This is a genomic window from Rhodoferax sp. (genome assembly GCF_030653815.1).
Lineage (GTDB): Bacteria > Pseudomonadota > Gammaproteobacteria > Burkholderiales > Burkholderiaceae_C > Rhodoferax.
On the sequence record NZ_JAURYQ010000016.1, the window covers coordinates 55,552 to 78,112 of the forward strand.

At 60.4% G+C, this 22,561-nt stretch carries 21 protein-coding genes; 5 read left to right on the top strand and 16 right to left on the bottom strand.

What is annotated here, in order from left to right:
- Positions 1–40 precede the first annotated feature (40 nt).
- Genes Q7U49_RS05915 through Q7U49_RS05945 form a run of 7 tightly spaced genes read right to left on the bottom strand, consistent with a single transcriptional unit; the run spans position 41 to position 7,602 of the window.
- Positions 41–1,234 carry a phosphoglycerate kinase gene (locus Q7U49_RS05915; RefSeq protein WP_304763120.1) on the bottom strand — a complete coding sequence of 398 codons (1,194 nt, stop codon included), beginning with the start codon at positions 1,232–1,234 and terminating at the stop codon, positions 41–43.
- Between the two features lie 43 nt (positions 1,235–1,277).
- Positions 1,278–1,964, bottom strand: a complete 687-nt coding sequence (locus Q7U49_RS05920) for an HAD-IA family hydrolase (protein ID WP_304763121.1) — start codon at positions 1,962–1,964, stop codon at positions 1,278–1,280.
- Between the two features lie 12 nt (positions 1,965–1,976).
- Complete coding sequence (gene tkt, locus Q7U49_RS05925) at positions 1,977–4,046, bottom strand: transketolase (protein WP_304763122.1); 2,070 nt, start codon at positions 4,044–4,046, stop codon at positions 1,977–1,979.
- Positions 4,047–4,076: 30 nt separating this feature from the next.
- Positions 4,077–4,952 carry a phosphoribulokinase gene (locus tag Q7U49_RS05930; RefSeq protein ID WP_304763124.1) on the bottom strand — a complete coding sequence of 292 codons (876 nt, stop codon included), beginning with the start codon at positions 4,950–4,952 and terminating at the stop codon, positions 4,077–4,079.
- 25 nt (positions 4,953–4,977) lie between these two features.
- Positions 4,978–6,081 (bottom strand): class 1 fructose-bisphosphatase, encoded by a 1,104-nt coding sequence (locus Q7U49_RS05935; RefSeq protein ID WP_304763126.1) that lies wholly within the window; start codon positions 6,079–6,081, stop codon positions 4,978–4,980.
- A gap of 25 nt (positions 6,082–6,106) precedes the next feature.
- A complete protein-coding gene (rpe, locus tag Q7U49_RS05940) occupies positions 6,107–6,805 on the bottom strand; it encodes a ribulose-phosphate 3-epimerase (RefSeq protein ID WP_304763127.1) in 699 nt (232 codons plus the stop codon).
- A gap of 56 nt (positions 6,806–6,861) precedes the next feature.
- A complete protein-coding gene (locus Q7U49_RS05945; protein ID WP_304763128.1) occupies positions 6,862–7,602 on the bottom strand; it encodes an HAD-IA family hydrolase in 741 nt (246 codons plus the stop codon).
- Between the two features lie 136 nt (positions 7,603–7,738).
- On the opposite strand from Q7U49_RS05945, the gene Q7U49_RS05950 reads away from it, so the two are divergent.
- Complete coding sequence (locus Q7U49_RS05950) at positions 7,739–8,650, top strand: LysR family transcriptional regulator (protein WP_304763130.1); 912 nt, start codon at positions 7,739–7,741, stop codon at positions 8,648–8,650.
- Between the two features lie 52 nt (positions 8,651–8,702).
- Complete coding sequence (locus tag Q7U49_RS05955; protein ID WP_304763132.1) at positions 8,703–10,685, top strand: DUF2075 domain-containing protein; 1,983 nt, start codon at positions 8,703–8,705, stop codon at positions 10,683–10,685.
- Between the two features lie 6 nt (positions 10,686–10,691).
- Here the strand turns inward: Q7U49_RS05955 and Q7U49_RS05960 are convergent, their stop codons facing one another.
- Entirely contained in the window at positions 10,692–11,459 is a 768-nt protein-coding gene (locus Q7U49_RS05960) for a ParA family protein (RefSeq protein WP_304763134.1), read from the bottom strand.
- Between the two features lie 207 nt (positions 11,460–11,666).
- Here Q7U49_RS05960 and Q7U49_RS05965 point away from each other — a divergent pair, with 207 nt between their 5' ends.
- The 3 genes from Q7U49_RS05965 (at position 11,667) to Q7U49_RS05975 (ending at position 16,538) form a co-directional block, all read left to right on the top strand.
- Complete coding sequence (locus Q7U49_RS05965; protein WP_304763135.1) at positions 11,667–13,049, top strand: ribulose-bisphosphate carboxylase; 1,383 nt, start codon at positions 11,667–11,669, stop codon at positions 13,047–13,049.
- A gap of 370 nt (positions 13,050–13,419) precedes the next feature.
- Positions 13,420–14,226 carry a CbbQ/NirQ/NorQ/GpvN family protein gene (locus Q7U49_RS05970; RefSeq protein ID WP_304763137.1) on the top strand — a complete coding sequence of 269 codons (807 nt, stop codon included), beginning with the start codon at positions 13,420–13,422 and terminating at the stop codon, positions 14,224–14,226.
- Positions 14,227–14,255: 29 nt separating this feature from the next.
- Entirely contained in the window at positions 14,256–16,538 is a 2,283-nt protein-coding gene (locus tag Q7U49_RS05975; RefSeq protein WP_304763139.1) for a nitric oxide reductase activation protein NorD, read from the top strand.
- A 23-nt stretch (positions 16,539–16,561) separates the two neighbouring features.
- Here Q7U49_RS05975 and Q7U49_RS05980 read toward each other — a convergent pair whose 3' ends face one another.
- The 8 genes from Q7U49_RS05980 to soxY all read right to left on the bottom strand — a co-directional run bounded on the left by Q7U49_RS05980 (position 16,562) and on the right by soxY (position 22,508).
- Complete coding sequence (locus tag Q7U49_RS05980; RefSeq protein ID WP_304763140.1) at positions 16,562–17,164, bottom strand: DUF6691 family protein; 603 nt, start codon at positions 17,162–17,164, stop codon at positions 16,562–16,564.
- A 1-nt stretch (position 17,165) separates the two neighbouring features.
- Positions 17,166–17,696, bottom strand: coding sequence for a YeeE/YedE thiosulfate transporter family protein (locus Q7U49_RS05985; protein ID WP_304763142.1), 531 nt, complete (start codon positions 17,694–17,696; stop codon positions 17,166–17,168).
- A 137-nt stretch (positions 17,697–17,833) separates the two neighbouring features.
- Entirely contained in the window at positions 17,834–18,169 is a 336-nt protein-coding gene (locus Q7U49_RS05990) for a hypothetical protein (RefSeq protein ID WP_304763144.1), read from the bottom strand.
- A 141-nt stretch (positions 18,170–18,310) separates the two neighbouring features.
- Complete coding sequence (gene soxB / locus Q7U49_RS05995) at positions 18,311–20,044, bottom strand: thiosulfohydrolase SoxB (RefSeq protein ID WP_304763145.1); 1,734 nt, start codon at positions 20,042–20,044, stop codon at positions 18,311–18,313.
- Positions 20,045–20,111: 67 nt separating this feature from the next.
- Positions 20,112–20,765: a sulfur oxidation c-type cytochrome SoxX gene (soxX, locus tag Q7U49_RS06000; protein WP_304763147.1), complete on the bottom strand. Its 654-nt coding sequence runs from the start codon at positions 20,763–20,765 to the stop codon at positions 20,112–20,114.
- Between the two features lie 17 nt (positions 20,766–20,782).
- Positions 20,783–21,583, bottom strand: coding sequence for a sulfur oxidation c-type cytochrome SoxA (gene soxA / locus Q7U49_RS06005; RefSeq protein ID WP_304763149.1), 801 nt, complete (start codon positions 21,581–21,583; stop codon positions 20,783–20,785).
- A 78-nt stretch (positions 21,584–21,661) separates the two neighbouring features.
- The gene (gene soxZ, locus Q7U49_RS06010; protein ID WP_304763151.1) at positions 21,662–21,973 is read right to left on the bottom strand and encodes a thiosulfate oxidation carrier complex protein SoxZ; all 312 of its coding nucleotides are present in this window, start codon (positions 21,971–21,973) and stop codon (positions 21,662–21,664) included.
- Between the two features lie 79 nt (positions 21,974–22,052).
- Entirely contained in the window at positions 22,053–22,508 is a 456-nt protein-coding gene (soxY, locus tag Q7U49_RS06015; RefSeq protein ID WP_304763152.1) for a thiosulfate oxidation carrier protein SoxY, read from the bottom strand.
- Positions 22,509–22,561 lie beyond the last annotated feature (53 nt).

Sequence of the window (22,561 nt, forward strand, 5' to 3'; positions counted from 1 at the left end):
GGCGGGCTTTGGACCCTGTGGGGCGGACTACCCCAAAAACCTAGCCCGCGGCGCGCTTTTGCAGAATCTCGAAGGCGGGCAGGGTTTTGCCTTCGAGCACTTCCAGAAAAGCGCCGCCACCGGTGCTGATGTAACCGATGTCTTTCTCGATGCCGTACTTGGCAATGGCCGCGAGCGTGTCGCCGCCACCGGCAATGCTGAACGCCGCTGACTCGGCAATGGCGTGGGCGATGACCTTGGTGCCGTTCTCAAAAGCGGCAAACTCGAACACGCCCACCGGGCCGTTCCAGACAATGGTGCCGGCCTTCTTGAGCTGCTCGGCCAGCTTGGCCGCGGTGACCGGGCCAATGTCCAGAATCAGGTCATCTTCGGCCACGTCCGTGGCGGCCTTGACGGTGGCCACCGCATCGGCGGCAAAGGTTTTGGCGGTGACCACATCGGTCGGGATAGGCACCTCGGCGCCGCGTGCCTTCATGGCCTCAATCACGGCTTTGGCATCGCCCACCAGGCTGGGCTCGGCCAGGCTTTTGCCAATGCTCAGACCGGAGGCCAGCATGAAGGTGTTGGCGATGCCGCCGCCCACAATGAGCTGGTCGACGTTTTTGGCGAGCGCCTGCAAAATAGTGAGCTTGCTCGACACCTTGGAGCCAGCGACGATGGCCACCAGCGGGCGCTTGGGGTTGGCCAGGGCTTGGTTGATGGCATCGATCTCGGCGGCCAGCAGGGGACCGGCGCAGGCAATGGGGGCAAACTGGGCAATGCCGTAGGTCGTGCCTTCGGCGCGGTGCGCGGTGCCAAAGGCGTCGTGCACAAAGACATCGCACAGGGCGGCGAGTTTTTTGGCCAGCTCGGGCGCGTTTTTCTTTTCGCCGACGTTGACGCGGCAGTTTTCCAGCAGCACGATCTGGCCCGGCTTGACGTCGACACCATCGACCCAGTTGGCCACCAGCGGCACCTCGCGACCCAGCAGTTCGCCGAGCCGCTTGGCCACCGGCGCCAGCGAGTCTTCGGGCTTGAAGGCGCCCTCGGTCGGGCGGCCCAGGTGGCTGGTCACCATGACGGCGGCACCGGCATCGAGTGCCATCTGAATGCAGGGCACGCTGGCGCGGATGCGGGTGTCTTCGGTGATGTTGCCGGCATCGTCCTGCGGCACGTTGAGGTCGGCGCGGATAAACACCCGCTTGCCCGTGGCAAAACCGCTGGCAATCACATCGGCAAAACGTAAAACTTTCATGGTGACTTCACTCCTTGTTAAGTCGCTATTTTCAATCCAAAAATCAAAGGGGGCCTGATGCCGGCAAGAATGAAAAATCGGCAATCACCCGGTCGGGTGCACAGGCTTCAATGGGCTGGCCCATGTTGTAGCCGTAGGGCAGTAACCACACTGCCACACCCGCGTTGCGCGCGGTGGCGGCGTCGATGCTGGAGTCGCCGACAAACAGGGTGCGCTCGCGGGCCACGCCAAATTTTTCCAGGCAGTGCACCACGCCCACCGGGTCCGGCTTTTTGGTGACAAAGCTGTCGCCACTGACCACCTCATCAAACAAGGGCCAAAGTTGGTGTGCATCCAGCACCACCCGGGTGTAGCGGCTTTCCTTGTTGGTCACCACCGCCAGCTTGACACCCTGCGCGCGCAAACTGTGCAGGGTCTCGCGCACCTGCGGGTACAGGTGGCTACGGCTGCCGCAGCGCTGCTGGTAAAAACCGTCGTAGACCGGCACCATGGTTTGCAGCAACTCGCTGGCGCGCACCGCCTCTACCGTCATGCCGCTGCGGTCAGCAACAGCCTGCACCAGCAGCGTCAGGGTGCCGTGGCCAATCCAGTCGTTGACTTGCTGCTGCGTCACCAGCGACAGCTTGAAATGGCCCAGGGTGTCGTTGACCGCGTCCATGATCTCGGGCGCGGTCTCCACCAGCGTGCCGTCCAGGTCAAACAGCATGAGGTCGTAGGGGCGGTTCGTCATCGGGCGCGGTCCTTAATTGCTGGAGGGCACCACGGTGTCGGGCAGCGGCTCGGCACGGCGATGCGCGGCACGGTGCACCAGCACCTCCACGGCTTCCACCACACGCGCCGAGGTGATGCCAAAGTGGGCATACAGCTTGGGCGCCGGCGCCGACTCGCCAAAGCTGGCCATGCCGATCACCACACCCGTGCGGCCCACGTACTTGCGCCAGAAGTCGGGGTGCGCGGCTTCAATGGCCACGGTGGGCAAGCCCAGCGGCAGCACCATTTCCTGGTAGGCCTCGCTCTGGCGGTCAAACACATTGGTGCAAGGCATGGACACCACGCGGGTGGGTATGCCCTCTTGTGCCAAGGTGGCCTGCGCCTGCATGGCCAGTTCCAGCTCGGAGCCGGTGGACACAATGACCGCCTGCGCGCCGGCCATGTCCGACAGGATGTAGCCACCCTTGCGGATGCTGTCGGCCTGGCCCAGGTCGCTCAGGCGCGGCAGGTTTTGCCGTGACAGGCACAGCGCGCTCGGGCCGTCCTGGCGTTCCACCGCACAGGCCCAGGCCACAGCCGTTTCCAGGCCATCGGCCGGGCGCCACACGTCCAGCCCCGGAATGATGCGCAAGCTGGGGATGTGCTCCACGCTCTGGTGGGTCGGGCCGTCTTCGCCCAGGCCAATGCTGTCGTGGGTGAAGACGTGAATGACGCGGGTTTTCATCAGTGCCGCCATCCGGATGGCGTTGCGGCTGTAGTCGCTGAAAGTCAGGAAAGTGCCGCCATAGGGGATGTAGCCACCATGCAGCGCGATGCCGTTCATGATGGCCGCCATGCCGAATTCGCGCACACCGTAGCTCAGGTGGTTGCCCCACTGGTCGCGCCCGGCCTTGACGCAACCCTTGAAATTGGTCAGGTTGGAGCCGGTCAGGTCGGCACTGCCGCCAAAAAACTCGGGCAGCAGGGGCGCCAGCGCATCCAGCGCGTTCTGGCTCGCCTTGCGGGTGGCCACCGGGTCGGCCTTGGCGGCGATGGCAGCCAGCACTTCAGGCAATTTTTCGGCATAAGCGGGCAGCAGTTCACCGGCCATGCGGCGCTCGAACTCGACCGCCTGTTGCGGGTACTTGGCTTGGTAGGCAGCGAACTTGGCGCGCCATTGGCTCTCGGCCACAGCACCCCGCGCCACGGCGTTCCAGGCGGAGGCAATCTCGGTGGGGATCTCGAACGGCGCCGAAGTCCAGCCCAGCGCTTCGCGGGTGGCGGCGACTTCGGCCGCGCCGAGTGCCGCACCGTGCACATCATGGGTACCCGCCTTGTTGGGTGACCCCAGGCCGATGATGGTCTTGCAGCAGATCAGCGTCGGTTTGCCGGTGGGCAGCACAGCCTGTGCTTTGGCGGCCTTGATGGCGGCATCCAGCGCAGCCGGGTTGTGACCATCCACGGCAGGAATCACGTTCCAGCCATAGGCCTCGAAACGTTTGGGCGTGTCGTCGGTGAACCAGCCCTCCACGTGGCCGTCAATCGAGATGCCATTGTCGTCATAAAACGCCACCAGTTTGGACAGGCGCAAGGTGCCCGCCAGGCTGCAGACCTCGTGGCTGATGCCTTCCATCAGGCAACCGTCCCCCATGAAAGCGTAGGTGAAGTGGTCCACGATTGACGCATCGGCTTTGTTGAACTCTGTGGCCAGCAGTTTCTCGGCCAGCGCCATGCCGACCGCGTTACTGATGCCCTGGCCCAGCGGACCGGTGGTGGTTTCCACGCCCGGGGTCACGCCCACTTCAGGGTGGCCGGCAGTTCTGCTGTGCAGCTGGCGGAAGTTTTTGAGTTCTTCCATCGGCAGGTCATAACCGGTGAGGTGCAACAGCGCGTAAATCAGCATCGAGCCGTGGCCGTTACTGAGCACAAAACGGTCGCGGTTGGCCCAGTGCGGGTTGGCCGGGTTGTGGCTCAGGTGGCGGTTCCACAGCACTTCGGCAATGTCGGCCATGCCCATGGGTGCGCCGGGGTGACCAGACTTGGCCTTTTCAACGGCGTCGACTGCCAGCATACGAATGGCATTGGCCATCTGTTTGGCGAATTCGGGGGTGGGTGTGTTCATGATTTTTTATTCAGTTGGGGACAGAGCTGATTATTGTGATTTCTTCTGCCGCTCCATCATGCGCCAGACGAAGGGCGTGAAGATGAGTTGCATGGCCAGCTCCATTTTGCCGCCGGGCACCACGATGGTGTTGGCACGGCTCATGAAACTGTCGTTGATCATGTTGCGCAGGTACTGGAAATCGATGCCCTTGGGGTTGGCAAAACGGATCACCACCATGCTCTCGTCGGCACTCGGGATGTCACGCGCAATGAACGGGTTGCTGGTATCGACCATCGGCACGCGCTGGAAGTTGACATGGGTGTGCATGAACTGCGGGCAGATGTAGTTCACATAGTCGGGCATGCGGCGCAGGATGGTGTCGGTGACGGCTTCGGTACTGTAGCCGCGCTGCTTTTTGTCGCGGTAAAGCTTCTGGATCCACTCCAGGTTGATCACTGGCACCACACCAATCAGCAGGTCGGGGTGCTGGGCGATGTTGACCTCGGGGGTCACCACGGCGCCATGCAGGCCCTCATAAAACAGCAGGTCGGTCTTGGCCGGCACGTCTTCCCAGGGCGTGAAGGTGCCGGGATCCTGCTTGTAAGGCGCAGCTTCGTCATGGTCATGCAGGTACTTGCGGCGCTTGCCGGTGCCAGTGGTGGCGTAATCGCGAAACAGCGCTTCCAGCTCGGCGAACAGGTTGTTTTCAGGGCCAAAGTGGCTGAAGTTCTTGTTGCCGGCGGCCTCGGCTTCGGCCGCCTTGAGCTTCATGGCCTTGCGGTCATAGCGGTGAAAGCTGTCACCTTCGATCACCGCCGCACTGATGCTCTCACGGCGAAAAATGTTCTCGAAGGTGCGGGTCACCGAGGTGGTGCCGGCACCGCTGGAGCCGGTGATGGCAATGATGGGGTGGCGAATGGACATGGCTTAAGTCTCCTAATGATAAAAATCAGTCTCTGAACAGGCTGCGTTCGGCAAATAGCGGGTTGGTCAGCTCCACTTGCACCGGTTCACGGTGATAGCGCTCGATACGCTCGACCTCGTTTTTGGAGCCAAAGACAAAGCCAATGCGCTGGTGCAGACTGGTGGGCTGCACGTTCATCATGGCTTGTTCACCGGTGGAGGCACGCCCCCCAGCCTGCTCCATGATCATGCCCACCGGGTTGGCCTCGTACAGCAGGCGCAAACGGCCGGGCTTGGACGGGTCCTTGGTGTCGCGCGGGTACATGAAGACGCCGCCGCGCATCAGAATGCGGTGCGCCTCGGCCACCATGCTGGCAATCCAGCGCATGTTGAAGTCCTTGCCGCGCACACCCGTTTTGCCTGCCAGGCACTCGTCCACATACCGCTTGACGGGGGCTTCCCAGAAGCGCGCATTCGAGGCATTGATGGCGAACTCCTGGGTGTCCTCCGGAATTTTCATCAAGGGGTGGGTCAGCATGAACTCACCCAGCGTCGGGTCCAGCGTAAAGCCATTGACACCGTCGCCCACGGTCAGCACCAGCATGGTGGTGGGGCCATACAGGGCGTAGCCGGCAGCGAGCTGTTTGGCGCCCGGCTGAAAAAAGTCGGCATCGACCACATCACGACCCGAGTCGATCACATCTTGCGGCGCCCGCAAAATGCTGAAAATACTGCCCACCGACACGTTCACGTCGATATTGCTGGAGCCGTCCAGCGGGTCGAACACGATCAGGTACTTGCCGCGCGGGAACTGCGTCGGGATTTGGTAGGGCAAGTCCATTTCTTCAGACGCCATGCCGGCCAGGTTGCCAGCCCATTCGGTGCGCCGCATGAAGACTTCGTTGGACAGCACGTCCAGTTTTTTCTGGGTTTCGCCCTGCACATTGACCGAACCGCCCTCTTCTGCTGCGAAATTGCCGGTCATGCCGGCCAGTTCACCGTAGGCGACCGCTTTGGCAATGCCCTTGCAGGCCAGCGCGACATCCAGGATAAGGGCGTTGAAATCGCCGCTGGCCGAGGGGAAACGGCGGCGCTCCTCAATCAGGAACTGCGTCAGGGTCGCGCGGTTGGAACGGATGGTCAAAGGCATGGGTGTCTCCTGTTTATTTAAATTTTTAGCCCGGATGGGCGGCGCGGCGTAGCGCCTGCATCACGCCCTTGTAGCCGCCGCCAGCATCGGGCACGCCAAACACGGCACTCCCCGCCACGCAGGTGTCGGCGCCGGCGGCCACGATCTCGGCAATGTTGTCGGTCTTGACGCCGCCATCGACCTCGAGCCAGATCGGCTGGCCACCCGCGGCCACATGGGCGTCGATTTTTGCGCGCACCAGGCGCAACTTGGCCAGCGTGGACGGAATGAACTTCTGGCCACCAAAACCGGGGTTGACGCTCATCAGCAAAATCATGTCAAGCTTGTCCATGACGTGGTCCAGCACCGACACCGGGGTGGCCGGGTTGAGCACCAGGCCGGCTTTGCAGCCAAGTTCACGAATCATCGACAGGCTGCGGTCCACATGCTTGGAGGCCTCGGGGTGAAAGGTGATGATGTTGGCACCGGCCTTGGCAAACAGCGGGATGATGGCATCGACCGGCTCGACCATCAAATGCACGTCGATCGGGATGCTCACATGCGGGCGAATGGCCTCACACACCAGTGGCCCGATGGTCAGGTTGGGCACGTAGTGGTTGTCCATCACGTCAAAGTGCACCAGGTCACAACCGGCGGCCTCGATGGCGCGCACTTCTTCGCCCAGACGGGCAAAGTCAGCCGACAAAATGCTGGGGGCCAAACGCAAAACGGGGGAGCTGCTCATGGGAAGGCTTTCTGTAAAGTTTGAAATTCTTGAGGGTAATGCAGTTCAGCGCCGCTTTACCTGAAATAAGCGCTGTGCCACTGGCGCAATTGCACCAGATTGACCTGACTCAAGTCCGGCACCACCTTGAGTGCCCCGGTGAAATCATGGTGTGCGGTGAAACTGTTGGGCGTGACGAGGGTGGCCAGCCCGGCAGCCGTGGCGGCACGCAGGCCGTTGTTCGAGTCTTCAAACGCCAGGCACTGCGCAGGGGGCAGTTGCAAGGCCGTCAACATCTGCAAATACACCTGCGGGTGTGGTTTTTTGATGGGCGCTGTCGAGGCATCGCCAATGGCCGAGAAATTCATGCGCCAGTCAGAGCCGATGGCATGGCGCAACAGCGCGGCAATGTTGACCGGCGAAGTGGTGGTGGCAATGGCCAGTTGCAGGCCCGCGCCAAGCGCCTCGTCCATCAGCCTGAGCACCCCGGGGCGCAGGCTCACCTCACCGCTGTTGACAGCGTGTTCGTAAGCCGCCGTCTTGAGTTCATGGATGCGGCCGATCCGGTCGTTCAGGGCTTGGGCGTTGAGCGCCTTGACATCCGGATTCACCTGTTTCCAGTAGTGCAGGATGCGTTCCTTGCCACCCGAAATATTGAGCAGCTCGGTATACAGGGCTTCGTCCCAGACCCAGTCCAGGCCCATTTCTTTAAAAGCATGGTTGAAGGCCGCCATGTGCGCCCGTTCGGTGTCGGCCAGGGTGCCGTCCACATCAAAGATGAGGGCTTGCAAGCGCTTGGCGGTCGACGACTGGGACATGAGGGGCTTTCCTTGGGTTTGCTTGTATTGGCCACTTTTGCGGCATGGATTTACTTTAATCGCCCAAACCCATAAACTCTAATCACGTTTTATTCAATAATCATCAGCATGAACTGATGAAAGGATGAAGACCCCAATGCGCCCCTACACCTTCAAGCAGATCCAGACCTTTTTGGAGGTGGCGCGCCAGCGTTCGGTTTCCAAAGCCGCCGAGCGCCTGTTTGTCACCCAGCCTGCGGTGTCGATGCAGATCCGCCAACTTGAGGACGCCTTTGGTTTGGCGCTGATCGAGCCGACCGGGCGCAACATCCGGCTCACCCACGCCGGCGAGATTTTTTTGACCCACGCCACCGCGGCCATGCGTCAGTTCAAGGACCTCGAAGACCAGATGGCCGAGCATGTCGGCCTGAAGCAGGGCCGCATTGACCTGGCCGTGGTCAGCACGGCCAAATATTTTGTGCCCATGCTGCTGGTGCGCTTTAACCAACTCAATCCCGGCATTCATGTGCAACTGAGCATTGACAACCGTGAAAACGTGTTGGGCCTGCTGGCGCGCAGCGAGGCCGACCTGGTCATCATGGGCCGTGCGCCCAGCCACCTCGAATGCCAGGCCAAGGCCTTTGCCACCAACCCGCTGGCCATGGTGGCGCCGCCAAATCACCCGCTGGTGCGACGCAAGAACCTGCCATTCAGCGCCCTGGCCGACTACAAATTTGTGGTGCGTGAGGAGGGCTCCGGCACGCGCGCCGCCATGCAGCGGCTGTTCGAGGAAAACATGACGCCTTTGAAAATGGTGATGGCCATGCCCAGCAACGAAACCATCAAACAGGCGGTGATGGCCGGCATGGGTTTGAGCTTTTTGTCGATGCGCACGGTGCGCCATGAGCTCGCCAGCGGCCACCTGGCGCTGCTCGACGTGGAAGGATTACCGCAGATCAACCATTGGTATGTGACGCATCTGAGCAGCAAGAAGCTCTCCCCTGCCGCACTCGCCTTCAAGGATTTTTTGATTGAGCAAGGCGGGGCGCTGATGGATGCGTGGAGTTGATGATCACTGCGCTGCAAATGGATGGGGCGCGAAAACAACCCGAAAGCATTTCATGAGCCGCGCCTATTATTCTGATTTGATCAATGACTTCCTCGTCCGCGGCCCCGACGAAATTCTTGGCGCACTGAGTCGCAGCAGCCCGTTTGCCGTTGAAACCACCCAGCGCAATGCCTGGATGGAACAAGTGGTTGTCCTCCAGAACACATTGCAGCAGGATTCGGGCAGGGGCAAGGTCTATTTTGAATATGCCGTTCCGCGACTGGGTAAACGCATTGACGTTTTGGTCTTGCTCGATCATGTTGTTTTCGTACTGGAATTCAAAGTGGGCGAGACCCAGTTTCTTTCCGGCGCCAAGGATCAGGTTTGGGACTATGCCGTTGATTTGAAAAACTTCCACGAGACAAGTCACGACAAGGCGATAGCGCCAATCCTTATCGCGACAGGAGCAGAAATTGGTTTCTCGGTGATTGCCACCAGCGCCAGAGACGATGGGGTACTCCAACCACTGCATGCCGCTTCGGATCAGATTCGCTGCGTGATGGATCAGGTCTTGCAGTTTTGTGACGGCCCCACCATCAATCCATTGGTATGGGATGGCGGCGGGTATCACCCCACGCCAACCATCGTTGAAGCGGCCATGGCGCTTTATGGCGGTCATTCGGTCACGGACATATCCCGCAACGACGCCTCGGCCATCAACCTGGGACGAACAACGGATGCCATTTCAGAAGTCATTCGCAGCTCACAAGCACAATCAACAAAATCGATCTGCCTGGTGACCGGCGTGCCGGGTGCTGGCAAGACACTCGTAGGGCTGAACATTGCAACACAGCACACCAACAAGGAGGCAGTCGATCACGCCGTATTTCTCTCGGGCAACGGCCCGCTCGTGACAATCCTGCGAGAGGCACTCGCCAGAGACAAAGTAAGGCGCGAGGCCGAGGCCGGTCGGCGCATGAAAAAGGGCGAGGCCATGAGTGAGGTCAAGCTGTTCATCCAGAACGTCCACCACTACCGTGACGAATGCCTGATCGACACCGAGCGACCGCCTATTGAACACGTCGCCATATTCGACGAGGCGCAAAGAGCCTGGAATCTTGAGCAGACCGCCTCATTCATGTTGCGCAAGAAACAGAAAGCCGACTTCAACCAGTCAGAGCCAGAGTTTTTAATTTCGTGCCTGAACAGGCACAAGGATTGGGCAGTGGTGGTTTGCCTGGTGGGCGGCGGACAGGAAATCAACACCGGTGAGGCTGGCATCGAAGAATGGATTGATGCATTGCAGCGTTCATTTGCCGACTGGCATATTCACATTTCCCCACGTTTGCAGGAGGTGGAATATGGTGCAGGACGCATTTTGGCGCAGTTGAAGTCCCAGCCCAATGTGCATTTCAATTCGGACTTGCACCTGGACGTGTCAATGCGCTCTTTTCGAGCCGAACATGTTTCGGCACTGGTCAAAAACATGCTGGACATCAACCTTGATGACGCCAGAGAAGTTCTGGCCGAATTGGCCGATCGCTACCCGATCGTCCTGACGCGTCATCTTGCAAAGGCCAAAGCCTGGCTCAAGGCTCAAGCGCGCGGCACAGAGCGCTACGGCATGGTGGTTTCCTCACAGGCGCAACGGCTAAAACCACACGCAATCGACGTCAAGTCGCCAATGGACCCCATTCATTGGTTTCTTGACGGAAAAGACGATGTTCGGTCGTCCTTCTACCTTGAAGATGTTGCCACTGAATTTCATGTGCAGGGCCTTGAGTTGGACTGGGCCTGCGTTGTGTGGGATGCAGATTTCAGGTTCGCCGCACCAGGCTGGCAACACCATTCCTTTGTCGGCAGCAAGTGGCAGCACATCCATAAAGCAGAACGTCAGGGCTATTTGAAAAATGCGTACCGGGTGCTCCTCACCCGTGCACGGCAAGGCATGGTGTTGGTTGTACCTGAAGGTGACCCGGACGATTTAACGAGGTCACCGTCGTTTTATGACCCGACTTTTGAATACTTAAAAGCTATCGGGCTCCAGATCCTTTGAAAGACCCTACGCCCGCAACCCGTCATGCAACGCCACCAGCGCCAGGGTAATTTTGTGATTGGGGTCGAGGTGGATCATGGGGAGCGACTGCTCGTGCGACTCGCGGATGCGCACGGACGATGGCAAATAAGGCTGCAGCACCGGCAAGCCTTCTTCGATGAGTTCTGCCACCATGCGCTGGGGCAGGTTGGCGCGGGCCTGAAACTGGTTCACCACAATGCCGTCAATTTGCAAGTCGGGGTTGTGGTCGGCACGGATCTCCTGCACGTTCTCCATCAGCGCGTACAGCGCCTGGCGCGAAAAGCTGTCGCAGTCAAACGGAATCAGGCAACCACTGGCGCCAATCAGCGCGGCCCGGGTAAAGAAGTTCAGCGCCGGAGGCGTGTCGATGTAGATGCGGTCATAGGTCTCGGCCAGTTGCACCAGCGCTTCGCGCAGTTTGTAGATTTTCTGGCGCGACTCCAGCTTGACCAGCAACTCGTTGAGCGCCGGGCTCGACGGCATCAGGTCCAGGTTTTCAAACGGCGTTTCCACCACGTAGTCTGTCGGTGGCACAGCGCGAAAGCTGTAACTCAGCGTTTGCTCAAAAAAACCCGCCACGCTGGGCTGCCCGTCAGTGGCCGTGTCGCCCAGCAAATAACTGGTGGAGTTGCCTTGCGGGTCGAGGTCGATGACCAGGGTGCGCAGGCCCTGGCTGGCGCTGATGGCCGCCAGATTGCAGGTGATGGTGGACTTGCCCACCCCACCCTTTTGATTGAACACAACGATAGGCATGAATCAACTCCTTTGGGGCCACTGAACAGTAAATATGAATGGCATTGATTGTCCGTGACTTTGCGCGCCTGGCTGAAAACTGGCGCGCACGCCAATTCATCAATAAAAACTGATTTAAAAATCAATTTATTTGAATTTTCATGATGAATAAGCCTGCCTATAGTTCAACCCATCGACAGCCCAACCCCATTTAACAGGAGACACACCATGGATCAATCGAACCGCTACGCTGACCTGAGCCTCAAGGAAGAAGACCTGATTGCTGGCGGCAAACATATTCTTGTCGCCTACAAGATGAAGCCCAAGCCCGGGTTTGGCAGCTATTTGTCGTGCGCTGCCCACTTCGCCGCCGAATCGTCCACCGGCACCAACGTCGAAGTCTCCACCACCGACGATTTCACCCGAGGGCTGGATGCGCTGGTGTACTACATTGACGAAGCCACCGAGGACATGCGCATTGCCTACCCGATGGACCTGTTTGACCGCAACATCACCGATGGCCGCATGATGATGGTGTCGATCCTGACGCTGGTCATTGGCAACAACCAGGGCATGGGCGACATCGAGCACGGCAAGATTCACGACATCTACTTTCCAGAGCGTGCCATCCAGTTGTTTGACGGGCCAGCCAAGGACATCTCTGACATGTGGCGCATGCTGGGTCGCCCGGTCAAGGACGGCGGCTACATTGCCGGCACCATCATCAAGCCGAAACTGGGCCTGCGTCCCGAGCCGTTTGCCGCAGCAGCCTACCAGTTCTGGCTGGGAGGTGACTTCATCAAGAACGACGAGCCGCAAGGCAACCAGGTGTTCTGCCCGGCCAAAAAGGTCTACCCGCTGGTCTATGACGCCATGAAACGCGCCCAGGACGAAACCGGCCAGGCCAAACTGTTTTCGGCCAACATCACCGCCGACGACCACTATGAAATGTGCGCCCGCGCCGACTTCATCCTCGAAGCCTTTGGCCCGGATGCCGACAAAGTGGCATTCCTGGTGGACGGCTTTGTCGGCGGCCCCGGCATGATCACCACCGCACGTCGCCAGTACCCCAACCAGTACCTGCATTACCACCGCGCCGGTCACGGCATGATCACGTCGCCATCGGCCAAACGCGGCTACACCGCTTTTGTGCTGGCCAAAATCTCCCGCTTGCAAGGGGCGTCCGGCATCCACGTCGGCACCATGGGCTACGGCAAGATGGAAGGCGAGAACGACGACCGCAACATTGCCTACATGATCGAACGTGACGAGTGCCAGGGTCCGGTTTACTACCAGAAGTGGTATGGCATGAAGCCCACCACTCCGATCATCTCGGGCGGCATGAACGCCCTGCGCCTGCCCGGTTTCTTCCAGAATCTGGGTCATGGCAACGTGATCAACACCTCGGGTGGTGGCTCTTACGGTCACATCGACTCGCCCGCCGCCGGTGCCATCTCGCTGCGTCAGTCGTATGAGTGCTGGAAAGCCGGCGCGGATCCGATCGAGTTTGCCAAGGAGCACAAGGAATTTGCCCGGGCGTTTGAGTCGTTTCCTGGGGATGCGGACAAGTTGTTCCCGGGGTGGCGTGAGAAGTTGGGTGTGCACAAATAAGAGCCACTTGAGACAGGGGAGCCGGGGATATCTCTGACTTTTTCGGAGGGCTCGGGGCGGCAGGGTGCCCTGCGCCGCTCGTGTCCCCCGGCATTGGCCTGGCGGCCAATCCCTCCTCCTTGACCTCGCTTTGCAGGGTACCCTACCACCCCGAGCTTGAGCGCTTGCTGGCGCTGGTTACATTTTGTAGGCTCGTTATAGGTGACCCACGCAAGCAGCGTGCATTGGGTGTCTGACATAGCGAGGTCAAGGAGGAGGGACGGGCAAAGCCCGTCACGGGGGACACGAGCGACGTCAGATACCCAATGCGCGCTGCTGGCCCACAATGCACAAATGTCTTGTTTTTAAATCAACGCAATGAGAGCTGCACATGACCGACACCACACAGCAGTACCGCGTCAGCAAAGAGCCGTTCTACCAGCCACAAACCAATGAGGTCGCGCTGTTTGAGGCAGCGTACCGCGCCAAACTTCCGGTCATGGTCAAGGGCCCTACAGGCTGTGGCAAATCCAGGTTTATCGAATACATGGCCTGGAAGCTGGGCAAACCCCTCATCACCGTGGCCTGCAACGAAGACATGACGGCGTCTGACCTGGTGGGCCGTTACCTGCTGGAGGCCAACGGCACACGCTGGCTCGACGGCCCGCTGGCCACAGCGGCGCGCATCGGCGCCATTTGTTACCTCGATGAAATCGTCGAGGCGCGCCAGGACACCACGGTCGTCATTCACCCGCTCACCGACCACCGGCGCCAGTTGCCGCTGGAAAAAAAGGGCGAGTTGATCCAGGCGCACCCCGACTTTCAACTGGTCATCTCCTACAACCCGGGCTACCAAAGCCTGATGAAAGACCTCAAGCAAAGCACCAAACAGCGCTTTGTCGGCTTTGACTTTGATTACCCGCCAGCCGAGCTCGAAGCCAGCATCATCGCCACCGAGACCGGCATTGCCCTGGCCGATGCGGTGCGGCTGGTCAAGGTGGGCGGCACGGCGCGTGCGCTCAAGGGCCACGGCCTCGACGAAGGCATTTCCACCCGGCTGCTGGTCTATGCCGCCATGCTGATGCGGGCAGATGTCGAGCCGGTGGATGCCTGCCGCATGGCGCTGGTGCGCCCCATCACCGACGACGCCGACATTCGCGCCACGCTGGACCACGCGATTGACGCGGTGTTTGGCTGAGGGGCATGGATTGCCGCGCTTCGCTCGCAATGACAAATTTATCAGACACCCTCAAAGCAAGCGTTCCTGACGCTGAGCAGTTGCAAGCTTGGCGCACCCAGTTGGGTAGCAGCTTTCCCCAAATAGACAGCATCTTTGCCGACTGCATGGTCGATGCCCAGGCCAAACTCAGCACAGAAGGCCTGGACGACTATCTGGCCCAAGCACGTTTTTTGGGCAAGATGGGCCGGGGTGTCGAGCCCGTGCTGATCTTTCTGCAGGAGTGGCCACAAATTGCGCACACCGTGGGCGAAGATGCCCTGAGCCCGGTCATCGCGACCGCCAAGCTCATCAACAAGTCACCCAACGGCGACGCCATTGCGCCATTTTTGCAGGCCCTGACCGCCGTGGCGCGACGCCTGCCCACGCGTGTGCAAATGCAGCACTTCCTGGATGTCAGCCTGCGCCTGATGGAGCGCACCAGCACCTCGATTCACGGCATTCACAAAACCTACCCCAGCCCGAGCCTGGCCATTTTTTTCGAAAAATCTCCCCAGCTGCTGAAACTGCTGAGTCTGCAGGGCCTGCAAAACTGGGTGGACTACGGCATCCGCAACACCAGCCACCACCCCGAACAACAGCGCGCCTATTTCAGCCTGGCATCCGCCGACAGCCGCGCCGTGCTGCAACGCGAGCGCCACGGCACGCTGCTGATGGACCACACCCGCGCGCTCGACCTGTATTTGCAGGCCTTGTGGCAGGACGCTGACGTGCTGGTGCCCTACTCCACCGCCTTTGATGTGCAGCGCCAGCCCATGCCCTACTTCGATGCCATGGGCATCCGACTACCCGACGTGTACGACGAGCGCGCGGGCATCAGCGGGATGGACCGCTACCGCGCCGCGCTGGCGCATATTGCCGCGCACCGGCGCTGGAGCACCGCCATTTTTGGCGACAACTTCAGCCCGGCGCAGCGCATGGCCATCGAATGCTTTGAAGATTCCCGCATTGAAGCACTGGCCGTGCGCGAGTACCCCGGTTTGCGCCGCATCTTCAGGGCGCTGCACCCCAGCCCGGTGGACGGCGCCTGCAACCCGGCCACCCATTCCTGCCTGCGCCACCGCCTGGGCATGCTGTCGCGCGCCTTGCTGGACCCGCCCCGGCGCTTCGAGCAAGTGCAACTGACCGACTGGGTACAACGCTTTCACGCGCTGCTGGCACAGGGCGAGTCCAGCACCTCCGAGATGGCCGGCCTGGCACTGAGTTACCTCGGCAAAACCCGGCTGCAAAGCGACCAATTGCCGAACACCTGGTTTGCCGATACCGAGGTCGACTACCGCGATGACAACCGGCATCTGTGGCGTTTTCATGAGCTCAGCGACGACGAGGACATGTTTGACGCCCCTGACCAAACGCCGTCCACGCAAGAACTTCAAAGCCTGCCACCGCGTCACTACCCGGAATGGGACTACAGCAGCCAGAGCTTGCGACCCGACTGGGTGAGCCTGTACGAGCGCCTGCACCCGTCGGGTCATGCCGCCGACATCGACGCGCTGCTGGCCAAACACAGCGCGCTGGCCAAGCGCCTCAAGCGCCTGCTGGACCTGCTCAAACCCCAGGACAAGGTGCGCGTGCGCTACCAGGAAGACGGCAGTGAACTCGACCTCGACGTGGCGATCCGCTCGCTGATCGACCTGCGTGCCGGCAGCCAGCCCGAGCCGCGCATCAACATGAGCCACACCACCAACGGCCGCAGCATTGCCGTGACCCTGCTGCTGGATTTGTCGCAGTCACTCAACGAAAAAGCGCGCGGCACCGAGCAAACCGTGCTGCAACTCAGCCAGGAAGCGGTGTCGCTGCTGGCCTGGTCGGTCGGACAATTGGGTGACCCGCTGGCCATTGCCGGCTTTCACTCCAACACGCGCCACGACGTGCGTTACCTGCACCTGAAAGGTTTCGGCGAGGCCTGGGGTGACGAGGTCAAGGCGCGCCTGGCCGCCATGCAGGCCGCCTACAGCACGCGCATGGGCGCGGCCATGCGCCACGCGGCACACACCTTGCGCGCGCAGCCGGCTGATAAAAAATTATTGTTGGTGTTGACCGACGGGCAACCGTCGGACATTGATGTGTTTGATGAGCGCTTGCTGATCGAAGACGCCAAGGAGGCCGTGCGTGAGCTCGACCAGCAGGGCATTTTTACCTACTGCATCAATCTCGACGCGGCTGCTGATGCTTACGTGAGCGACATTTTCGGGCGCCGCTACACGGTGATCGACAACATTGCCCGGCTACCCGAGCAGTTGCCCAAACTGTTCATGGCCTTGACGCGCTGAGTCAGCACGTCAAGGCGCCGGTCTTAATCGGCGCCGGCTACCGCCTGTTCGGCCGTGACCGGGCCCGGGCCGCGGCGCTCGAACCACGAACCCAGGTAAAAAATGCCCACCAGACTGGCCGCCATGATGCCCAGCATGACGGGGTCGGCAATGCCATACACATCAGCAAAGTTGTCACCGTCAATGATTTCACCGACGGCCATCATGGACCGAATGGCGTCGCCATAAAAGCCGGCAAAGGCGGTGGTGCCAATGAACAAGCCCACCACAAACACCAGCGCATCGAGACGCCCGGACGACATGCCCACCATCGAGGTGCCCGGGCAATAGCCGCCAATGGCAAAACCGGCACCAATCAGGGCGCCGCCCACGGCCGAGGCCATCACCAGGGCTTGCGGTACAAACAGGGTGTCGGGCGCCATCAGCCCCACCACCTGCATGCCCCACAGCCCGACCGCCGCCACCACAATGGCGGTGAACATGACCTTGAACACCGACCAGTCGGTCAAGCGGAACTGCCCGGTGAGTTTGGACGGGCTGCCAAAGCCGGCATTCTCCAGCACAAAGCCAAACAGCACGCCACACACCAGGCCCGAGACCATGCCACTTTCATGAAGGGGAAACATGTCAGACTCCTTTGACAAAACGGCCGACCAGCAAACCGGTGGCGAAAAACACACCCAGAAAAACAAAGGCCGAGATGCTGAACACCGCAGCGCCGGACAATCCCAGGCCACTGGTGCAGCCGCCCGCCACGCGGGCCCCAAAACCTGCCAGCGTGCCACCCAGCAGCGCCTGCGTCAGGCGTCGCCCGGAGCCCAGGCTGCGTTGTCCGTCCAGCTGCACCCGAAAGCGCCCGGCCATGAAGGCCGCGATGGCCGCACCAATGATCATGCCCAGCACCTCCCAGGTGATCCAAGAGCCGATCGGGTTGCCTTCGGAGACCATGGGCTTGAGGTAGGGGTTGGCCAGCGTTGCCTCCGGCGCCAGCACCAATCCGGCCCCGGCCACCACATGGGTCACCGCGCCGCTGGCGCCCAAGCCATGGCCCGAGAGGATAAAGCTGAGCATCAACACCAGACCGAGTGCGATGCCCGCCGCCAGAGGTGACCAAAAAGGTTTGACGACCCGTTTGCCGTCTGGAAATTGCGCTTTCATCGTTGGCTGCCTTTCAAAACAATACCGTGACACATTGCCACATGCACTCACTGGGCACACAGGGTGCCTGAAGCACGGAATCATTCTAAAGATTAAGCGATAACAAATATATTGACATATATCAACGCAAACTGATATTACAAGCGCGATTCGGTCAGGGCGATGGGATGGGGCTGACGCAGACAGTGATCGCGTTCAGTGGCGCCTCGCAGACCCTGGCAGCGCAAGAATGCCTCGCCTTGCAGGTTTCTGGCCTGCTGCAGCAACTTTCCCTGCTCGACGGCGCCAAGCACAATCTGGTGAAATGCCAGCATGAGGACCACGGTGGTCAGGATCGCCAGAACCACCAACGTGGTCTGCGAACTCAGCAAGACCGACAGCCGCGGCCAACCCTCCAGCAAATCGCCTTGAGACGCGTCTTGTCCAGGCAACTCGGGATTTGAGAATTTGATTGTTTGCAGATTGGGATTCATGGCCGCACTCCAGCAGAGGTGAGCACATTGCCCACCCGTTGCGCCCCAATGTACCCAGGTCGCCAGCGCCGGTCGGTGCGCTGGACAACGTTGTCTGCCAAATTTTTCGCCGCGTCTGCTTACGACTTCACCCGCTCAAGGTCAGGCGGCATAGCCCGGGTTGGGCAGCGCACCGATGATCTTGGGGGCATTGAGCTTGCGCGCGCTCACCTTGCCACCGCGCGCGGCCAGCCAGGTTTCCACCACTTCCCAGACCTGCTTGTTGCCCTGGCCTCTAGCCTCCTCGGCCACCGGCGCCCAGCCCGCCACCTTGTACTTCTTGTCGGCCTCGATCAGCTTGCCGTTGATGCGCATGTCGCTGATGCGTTTGCCCATGGTCTCGAGCGGGCTGCAGCTGTAGGCCAGTCCACCCACACGCACCATGTCGCCGCCCTGCTGGTAATAGGGGTCGGGGTTGAACAGGTTGTCGCACACGTCTTCGAGCACAGTCTTGATGGTGGCACCGGTCATCTCGGACACCGTGGCGTAAGAATAGGTGGTGGCGGTCATGTCCATCAGCCATTCGCGGGTGATGGCCTGGCCCGGCAACAGCGTGGTGCCCCAGCGGAAGCCCGGTGAAAACGCCAGGTCGGCACCCTGCACGTCCATCAGCGCATCGACCAGCAACTGGTCGCCGGTGCCATTGAAGTTACCGCGGCGGTACAGCGTGCCCTCGGTCACGGCCAGCTTTTCTGCCAGCTTGGCCTCATAGGGCGCACGCACCTTGGTAATGAGCGCGTCCATCTCGGCGTCGGCGGGCAGCATGTTGGCAAACACCGGCAGCAGCTTGTAGCGGAAATCGGCGACCTTTTTGTCCTTGACATCGAAGTCAAGAACAGCCAGGAACTTGCTGTTGGAACCCGCGTTGGTGACAATGGTCTTGCCGCCCTTGTTGCTGACGATGCTGGCCACCGGCATACCGTCGTGCGTGTGGCCACCCATGATGGCGTCAATGCCACTCACGCGGCTGGCCATCTTGAGGTCAACGTCCATGCCGTTGTGGCTCAGCACCACGACCACCTGGGCACCCTTGCCCCGGCACTCGTCGACCATCTTCTGCATGTTGTCGTCCTGAATGCCAAAGGCCCAGTCAGCCACCATGTAGCGCGGGTTGGCAATCGGGGTGTAGGGGAAAGCCTGGCCGATGATGGCGCAGGGCACACCGTTGATCTCACGGATCACATAGGGCTTGAACACGGGGTCACCAAAGTCGTTGGTCTTGACGTTTTGCGCGACAAAGTCGACCTTGCCGGCAAAGTCTTTCTCGATGATCTCCTTGACGCGTTCCATGCCCAGCGTAAATTCCCAGTGGCCGGTCATCACGTCCACCCCAAGCAGCTTGCAGGCGTCGACCATGTCCTGGCCGTTGGTCCACAGCGCCGTGCCCGAGCCCTGCCAGGTGTCGCCGCCGTCGAGCAGCAAGGCACCCGGGCGGCTGGCTTTCATGCGCTTGACCAGCGTGGCCAGATGCGCAAAACCACCGACCTTGCCGTAGCGTTTGGCGGCCTGTTCGTAATTGAGGTAGGTGAGCGCGTGCGCCTCGGCGGTACCGGGGCGAACCTTGGCGACCTTCAGCAAATGCTCGCCCACCAGATGCGGCAAGTTGCCTTTCATGCTGCCAATGCCGAGGTTGATGCTGGGCTCGCGGAAATGAATGGGTTTGAGCTGCGCGTGGCAATCGGTCATGTGCAAAAACGACACGTTGCCGAATTTGGGAATGTCGTAGAGTCCTTTGGCGGCCGTGGCCACGTCTGCCTGTGCATAAGCGCTCAGCCCCATGCCTGCCATGGTGCCAGCGCCCAGCACCTGCATAAATTCACGTTTGGTCAAATTCATAGTGTTACTACCCAAGGGTAAAAATTAAAAAGCCCGGGCAGGCCGGGCCATGTTGAAAAAAATCAGCTCAATTGTTGACCGGCGACTTGGGGTCGAGCAGCAAGGCCATCAGGTCTTTGGCCTGGGCTTCGGTGATGATGCCCTTGTGCACCGCGCGCGGCATGACGGAACAGGCGTTGTAAGCCTTGGCGTTCCAGATCTTGCCCCAGGTGTACTCGATGATGGCCTTGGAAGCCGGGCTGGTCGGGTCGGCAATCACACCGCGCGTATGGCCGTAACCGGTCAGGCTCGGGCCAATGGTACCGAACGAAATTTCCTTCGGATCCATCTGGTGGCAGTTGTAGCAATTGCCACCGTTGGCGGTATCGGCACTGTCGGTCCAGGTCAGGCCACGGCCGCTTTGGGCCAGCCTTTCTCCGGCTTTCCAGTCACCCATGTACTTGCCGTCAGCCGGCCACTTGATGGTCTTGAGCTGCGCGTCCTGCAGCTTGTTGGCCAGGTCGGGGTCAATGGGCTTACCGGCCACATCGGCTGAGGTACAGGCTTCATTGATGTCTTCAGGCGCAATGGCAGACACCTTGACGATGCCCTGGTCACGGAACGACGCCTTGACGACATCGGCGGCCATTTTGTCGAGGTCTGCCGTGCTCGGGCCGCTGGCGCAGCCCGCTACCAGCAAAGCCGCCAGTGCCGAGAGTGCAAATGCATGTTGTTTTTTCATGGTGATGTTCCTTGGCATTAGCGTTTGATGGCCGGAGCGATTGATTTGGAACCCTGGCTGTTCACGCCCAGGTACACCCCCAGGGCCACGGTGGCATCACTGCCAAAACCCGGGTACGGAAAGCGCTGCTGACGGTAGCAGTCGTTGAGGCGCAATTGCATGCTCCACATCTGGCCGTTGGACACACGGTAAGCTGGCCAGGCGGCAAAGCCCACGCCGTCACCCGGGTTCTTGGTCAGATTCGGCAGGTCCTGCAGGCGAATGCGCCAGTCGTCGGCGCCGTGGCACGAGGCGCATGAAAAATCATGCGGACCGCCGCGCTGGAAAAACAGGCGCTTGCCAACCTCGTAAGCCACTTGCTCCTTGGCGTGGGCTTGCGGCAGATTGAACTTCATGTCACGCGACTCGGCAGCGATCCAGGTGGCCAGCGCGGTGACATTGTTTTGCTCGCCCTTGCCAAAGGGCGTGTTGGCGATCTCGGCTCCATTGAAGCCCTGCAAGGTTTCCATGCATGTGACCAGGCGCGACTCCAGGTCCTGCACCCGGTTGGTGTCGGCGAAGTAGCGCGGCAAGGTCACAAACACCGCCTTGACCACACCCGGGCCCTGGCCCAGGTCACACTTCTCCAGCGAGGCGTTTTTGGGACCGCGCTTTTGCTTCCAGAGGTCTTCCCCCTTGGCCTCGAACAACTCGGCCGGGTTGCCGTCGGCCAGCATGGCGCGGTACTCCTCGATGGCCAGCACCGCCGCCGATTTCTGGGCATGGGCCGCCGTGGCGGACATGGCGGCTAGTGCCAGCATAGACACAATTTTTTTCATTTTTTGTCTCCTGAATAGGAATGAACGTCCTAACGACGCAACTGAAAATCAAGGCTCCCTGGACAGGGGCGTTGAAAATCAGGACACCGTGGCTTCGTCGGTGCGGCTGTCGCCCTTGTTGTCTTTCCAGGTGACCGCCACCTTGTCGCCGGCCTTGGCGCCCTTGATGTTGAATTGCAAAAACGGATTCTTGGACACTGCAGGGCCCCAGTCGGCGGTCATCACGACCTTGCCGTTGTGGCTGGCCGAGACTTCGCTGATGTGCCATGCGGGCACCAGTTTGCCAGCGGAATCCTTGCGCTGGCCAGATTCCATCTCGTGGCTCATCAAAACACGGACGGTGGCTTTGTCGCCAGCTGCTTGGGCGCGAATGCGCATTGGATCTGCCATTTTGTATCTCCTGAAATCAATAAATTAAACGTGGGTGCCAATCATTTGGCGCTGTGTCCGGGGTGTGCCTGCGCTGGCCTTAGCCGCCGCAACCACCCAGGGTCACTTTCACTTCTTTTTTGGCAAAGAGCGCCTTGCCGTCGTTCATGATGGCCACGGCGTACACGTCCGAGGACTGGCCCATCTTGGCGCGGGTGGCAAAGTTGGCATCCACGCTGTCGGTCACGTTGAACTGGGCAATCAGGGCGGCCGGGTTCTTTTCGACCAGCAACAGCATGTGCTTGACACCCGCCAGGGTGGTGCTGGCGGTCAAGGGCACGACAGCACCGTTTTCAGCGATGTCCGGGCCGCCAATGGTGACGTCCTTGCTCTCGACCGGAGCACCGGCACCGAGCGCCTTGAGCACTTCGGCCACCGACTTGGCTTCAAAGGCCGTCTTGTTGTAAGCGAAAGCGTATTGAGGAAACAGGCCGGTGGTGGCCAGCAGGCCGGCCACGATGGCGCTGTGTTTGAGTGTCTCGCGACGAGTTTGCATTGAAATCTCCTTCATAAAGTTCTACTGAAAAATAAGTTCGACCGGACTGTCCT

Bases quoted from the DNA above. Each gene is read 5' to 3' on its own strand.
- Q7U49_RS05920 (WP_304763121.1), bottom strand. From the start codon at position 1,964: ATGACGAACCGCCCCTACGACCTCATGCTGTTTGACCTGGACGGCACG.
- Q7U49_RS05970 (WP_304763137.1), top strand. From the start codon at position 13,420: ATGACCGACACCACACAGCAGTACCGCGTCAGCAAAGAGCCGTTCTAC.
- Q7U49_RS05915 (WP_304763120.1), bottom strand. From the start codon at position 1,234: ATGAAAGTTTTACGTTTTGCCGATGTGATTGCCAGCGGTTTTGCCACG.
- Q7U49_RS05990 (WP_304763144.1), bottom strand. From the start codon at position 18,169: ATGAATCCCAATCTGCAAACAATCAAATTCTCAAATCCCGAGTTGCCT.
- Q7U49_RS05985 (WP_304763142.1), bottom strand. From the start codon at position 17,696: ATGAAAGCGCAATTTCCAGACGGCAAACGGGTCGTCAAACCTTTTTGG.
- Q7U49_RS05945 (WP_304763128.1), bottom strand. From the start codon at position 7,602: ATGTCCCAGTCGTCGACCGCCAAGCGCTTGCAAGCCCTCATCTTTGAT.
- tkt (WP_304763122.1), bottom strand. From the start codon at position 4,046: ATGAACACACCCACCCCCGAATTCGCCAAACAGATGGCCAATGCCATT.
- rpe (WP_304763127.1), bottom strand. From the start codon at position 6,805: ATGAGCAGCTCCCCCGTTTTGCGTTTGGCCCCCAGCATTTTGTCGGCT.
- Q7U49_RS05935 (WP_304763126.1), bottom strand. From the start codon at position 6,081: ATGCCTTTGACCATCCGTTCCAACCGCGCGACCCTGACGCAGTTCCTG.
- soxY (WP_304763152.1), bottom strand. From the start codon at position 22,508: ATGCAAACTCGTCGCGAGACACTCAAACACAGCGCCATCGTGGCCGGC.
- Q7U49_RS05965 (WP_304763135.1), top strand. From the start codon at position 11,667: ATGGATCAATCGAACCGCTACGCTGACCTGAGCCTCAAGGAAGAAGAC.
- soxZ (WP_304763151.1), bottom strand. From the start codon at position 21,973: ATGGCAGATCCAATGCGCATTCGCGCCCAAGCAGCTGGCGACAAAGCC.
- Q7U49_RS05950 (WP_304763130.1), top strand. From the start codon at position 7,739: ATGCGCCCCTACACCTTCAAGCAGATCCAGACCTTTTTGGAGGTGGCG.
- soxB (WP_304763145.1), bottom strand. From the start codon at position 20,044: ATGAATTTGACCAAACGTGAATTTATGCAGGTGCTGGGCGCTGGCACC.
- Q7U49_RS05960 (WP_304763134.1), bottom strand. From the start codon at position 11,459: ATGCCTATCGTTGTGTTCAATCAAAAGGGTGGGGTGGGCAAGTCCACC.
- Q7U49_RS05980 (WP_304763140.1), bottom strand. From the start codon at position 17,164: ATGTTTCCCCTTCATGAAAGTGGCATGGTCTCGGGCCTGGTGTGTGGC.
- Q7U49_RS05975 (WP_304763139.1), top strand. From the start codon at position 14,256: ATGACAAATTTATCAGACACCCTCAAAGCAAGCGTTCCTGACGCTGAG.
- soxA (WP_304763149.1), bottom strand. From the start codon at position 21,583: ATGAAAAAAATTGTGTCTATGCTGGCACTAGCCGCCATGTCCGCCACG.
- Q7U49_RS05955 (WP_304763132.1), top strand. From the start codon at position 8,703: ATGAGCCGCGCCTATTATTCTGATTTGATCAATGACTTCCTCGTCCGC.
- soxX (WP_304763147.1), bottom strand. From the start codon at position 20,765: ATGAAAAAACAACATGCATTTGCACTCTCGGCACTGGCGGCTTTGCTG.
- Q7U49_RS05930 (WP_304763124.1), bottom strand. From the start codon at position 4,952: ATGTCCATTCGCCACCCCATCATTGCCATCACCGGCTCCAGCGGTGCC.